Source organism: Oceanivirga salmonicida (assembly GCF_001517915.1).
GTDB classification, from domain to species: Bacteria; Fusobacteriota; Fusobacteriia; order Fusobacteriales; family Leptotrichiaceae; genus Oceanivirga; species Oceanivirga salmonicida.
The window spans coordinates 1-3,870 of record NZ_LOQI01000101.1 but is presented as its reverse complement, the minus strand read 5'-3'; the positions used below and the strand labels follow the sequence as shown (position 1 = coordinate 3,870).

General features: G+C 20.1%; 4 protein-coding genes. All 4 read left to right on the top strand.

All coding sequences use genetic code 11. The annotated features are described in order from the left end of the window. The coding region (locus AWT72_RS09765) for a hypothetical protein (protein WP_197407641.1) at window positions 1–1,533 on the top strand (1,533 nt) is incomplete at its 5' end. Between the two features lie 469 nt (window positions 1,534–2,002). Continuing rightward, window positions 2,003–2,950, top strand: a complete 948-nt coding sequence (locus tag AWT72_RS08205; protein WP_082680600.1) for a virulence RhuM family protein/type II toxin-antitoxin system death-on-curing family toxin — start codon at window positions 2,003–2,005, stop codon at window positions 2,948–2,950. 148 nt (window positions 2,951–3,098) lie between these two features. Beyond that, window positions 3,099–3,431, top strand: a complete 333-nt coding sequence (locus AWT72_RS08200) for an ATP-binding protein (protein ID WP_067143492.1) — start codon at window positions 3,099–3,101, stop codon at window positions 3,429–3,431. Between the two features lie 128 nt (window positions 3,432–3,559). Beyond that, on the top strand, window positions 3,560–3,870 hold a 311-nt coding region (locus AWT72_RS08195), incomplete at its 3' end, for a Sir2 family NAD-dependent protein deacetylase (RefSeq protein WP_306765439.1).

Below are 3,870 nucleotides of genomic sequence, written 5' to 3'. Positions count from 1 at the left end.
ATTAATAATATTCAATTATTAGTTGAACTTAAAAGGATTAATGAATTTGAAAATTATGATATTACAGATATAAGAGAAAGAAGAGAAGAATTAAAGAAAAATTATTTATTATCATTTACAAAAGAAATAAAATTATATGAGGATATTTACGATCAAAAAATATTGAAAAATTTTAATGAACAAATGTTTGAAAATATAATTGAAATAAAGAGAAATAATTCTTATCAAATGACAGGATTAAGAAAAATTGATAGGATAAAATTAGATATGAGAGACATATTTAATTATATTGTATTTAATGGGTTGGTATATAATGATAGCATACAACATGAAATATATAAAAATTATATAACAATACTATTTGAATCATATATCAAAACACTTTATGATTATAATGGTAAAAGTAACAGAATAAGCGAATTTGATTATTTTGATATATATATAATGTTAAATATGGATTCTAAAATATTGGATAAGCTATTAGTTGAATATAATATAAAAGAGTTATATATTAATGAAAAAACAAAGAAAAAATTTATGAAATTATTTGAAAATTATTTTAAATTTAATAATAAAGAATCAAAAATATCTAATGAGATTATAAAAAACATTATGAATATAATATGGAGAATTAAATTTAGTGATAAAGACTATAAGAAAATTTTAAATAAAATAAATTTGGATATTGTTTATGATTGTGAAGTGTTGATTTTAAATTATTCAAAATTTTTATATATGTCTAAAAAAAATGTTGCTAAACATAAAATAATTGATAATATATATAATATGTTTAAAATATATAAAAAGATAAAAAAGGAATATATATATGATGGAAAAGAGATTAGTGTTGCTATACAACAACTAATTATTTTATATAAAGAAAATAACTACTCTAAATTAAGAAAAAATTCAAAATTATATAGATTATTAGATAGAGAGTATAAAGAGTGTCATTTTGAAAAAATGGAATTATTAGGTATATTTAGCAATAATATAAGATGGGATTATATAAAATCTATCTCTGAGTATTTATTAATTAATTTTGATGCAAATATATATAGTATTTTAGTATCATATGAATATTTAGAAGAAAGTAAATTTAAATTTTATAAATATAAATTAGAGAATATTCTTATCGATAAAATAATAAAATCTAGAGGATGTTCATCTGATTTATATTTTGCAATATTAATGTTGACATTAGAAAATAAGATAAGTGTTGAATCGAAAAAAAAGATAAAAAAAATGTTATTAGATAAAAAGACTTTCTTTAAAAATGGTATAATGAATAATTGTACATATAATCTTTGGAAATATATAATTTTTGATGATTATCCAGTTGAAAACATAACATTAGAAGATATGTATTCTTTAGATGAAGAATTAATATTAAGATTATTATATTTATGTGAAAAAAGAGAAGGATTTATAAAAAGAGTGTTAGAATTAATTGAAAATAAAAAAAATTATAAGGATTTATCCAATGCATATTTAAGATATACTATATTTAATAGTAAAGAAAAGAAATTATAATTAGATTACAAAAACTAAAATAGAAGTATTTTTTTTTTACTTAATAAAGTTATGTAATAAGTTATATAGATAAATATAGAGAGTAATTAATAATTTATATAAGTAATATATGTGTAATATTATAAGTATTATAGATTGCTAAAAAAGCAATGTAAGTGGGATATTAAAAATAATTAATGGAATATTAAAAAATTATATGAGAATTAAAAGAAAAATGATATAATATATAATATTAATTTTAAAAGGTTAGTAATTATAATGAGATTTTTAAAATATAATTATGAATATATATTTTTAATTACAATTAAGGAAAATAAAGTAATATAATTATAAAATTAATAAAAAGTTTCGGAGGAATAATGTCGGAAAATATTATTGATATAGATGAGAATCTTTGGCCGTAAAAAGTATTAGAAATTTTATTAAGTCAAGAGTAGCTAAAGAATATGATAAAAAAATGGAGAATAGTATGGGAAAAGAATTAATAATTTATAAAAATGGGGAATTAGAAATACCAGTTAAAGTTGAAATTGATGGTGATACGGTTTGGTTAAATAGAAAAGATTTATCTATACTTTTTGATAGAGATATAAAAACAATAGGAAAACATATTAATAATATTTTAAAAGAAGAATTAGATAATTCAGTTATCGCAAATTTTGCGACAACTGCAACAGATGGGAAAACATATCAAATAGAACACTATAATTTAGATATGATTATATCTTTAGGTTATAGAGTAAAATCTAAAAGAGGTATAGATTTTAGAAAATGGGCAACTAACATATTAAAAGAGTATATGTTAAAAGGTTATGCATTAAATGAGAAAAAACTTATGGATAATAAAAGAGCATTTTTAGAAACATTAGATAACTTAAATTTATTAGTAAATGATAATAAGCTAATTAAAAGTTCAGATATATTAGAATTAATAAGATCTTTTTCGAATACTTGGTTTACATTAGATAGATTTGATAAAAGTTCATTCCCCAAAGTTGAAAATAGTATAGATAGTAATATATTAGTATCAGAATTATATAAAGATATAGAAATTTTAAAAAATGAATTAATTAGAAAAAAAGAAGCAACAATAATGTTTGCTCAAGAGAAAAATAAGGATGCATTAGCAGGAATATTTGGAAATGTATTTCAAAGTGTATTTGGACAAGATGTTTATCCAAGTGTTGAAGAAAAAGCAGCACACTTATTATATTTTGTTGTAAAGAATCATCCATTTAATGATGGAAATAAACGTAGTGGAGCATTTTCATTTATATGGTTATTAAATAAATTTGGATATAACTTTATAGATAAAATTAACCCACAAGCATTATCAACTTTAACATTAGTTATAGCAAATTCAGATCCAAAGGAAAAGGATAAGATGGTTGGGTTGGTTAAATTGTTGTTAAATTAAATGTTATTTAATTATAAATATAAAACAATTTAGGAGGATTAAAGGATATATGCAAATATAATAAATAAAAGAAAGATAGTTATAACTGGGAAGAGATTATCTAGAAAGAGTATTAAGGGAAAATGCATATTGTCATAGAGACTAGACAATGAGTGGAAATATAAAGATAGAATTTTATGATGATAGGGTATCTATATTTTCATCAGGATCACTTCCTAATGTATTAACATTAGAAAATATAAAAAATGGTTCTACAGATAGAAGAAATTTAATAACTGTAGAAGCATTAGATAAAGCTGATTATATAGAAAATTACGCAACTAGAATTAGAAGAATATTAGATGACTATAAAAATTTTGATAAACAACTAGATTTTAATATATCAAAGAATATAATAATAATCACATTATATAATATGAATTATATCAACGATACAAAGAATGATACAAAGAATTTGTCAAAAAGAGAAAAAAAATATTAAACCATATGAAAAATAATTCAAAGATTACAATTGGAAATTGAGAAATAATAGGATAAATATAAGAAATAAATAAAATTATTAATGAAAATATAGTCATTTCTATATATTTAGAATATGAGGTAATAATTATGGAAGATAAAATTGAAAAATTACAAAAAATGTATAATGAGAGTAATAATATAGTCTTTTTTGGTGGTGCAGGAGTTTCAACAGAAAGTGGAATACCAGATTTTAGAAGTGTAGATGGATTATATAATCAAAAATATGATTATCCGCCAGAAACTATACTATCTCATAGTTTTTTTGTGAAACACCCTAATGAGTTTTATAAGTTCTATAAAGAAAAATTAATAGTACATGGAGTTTTACCAAATCTTGCTCATACAAGTTTAGTTAAAATGGAGGAAAAAGGAAAATTGAAAGTTGTAATTACTCAAAA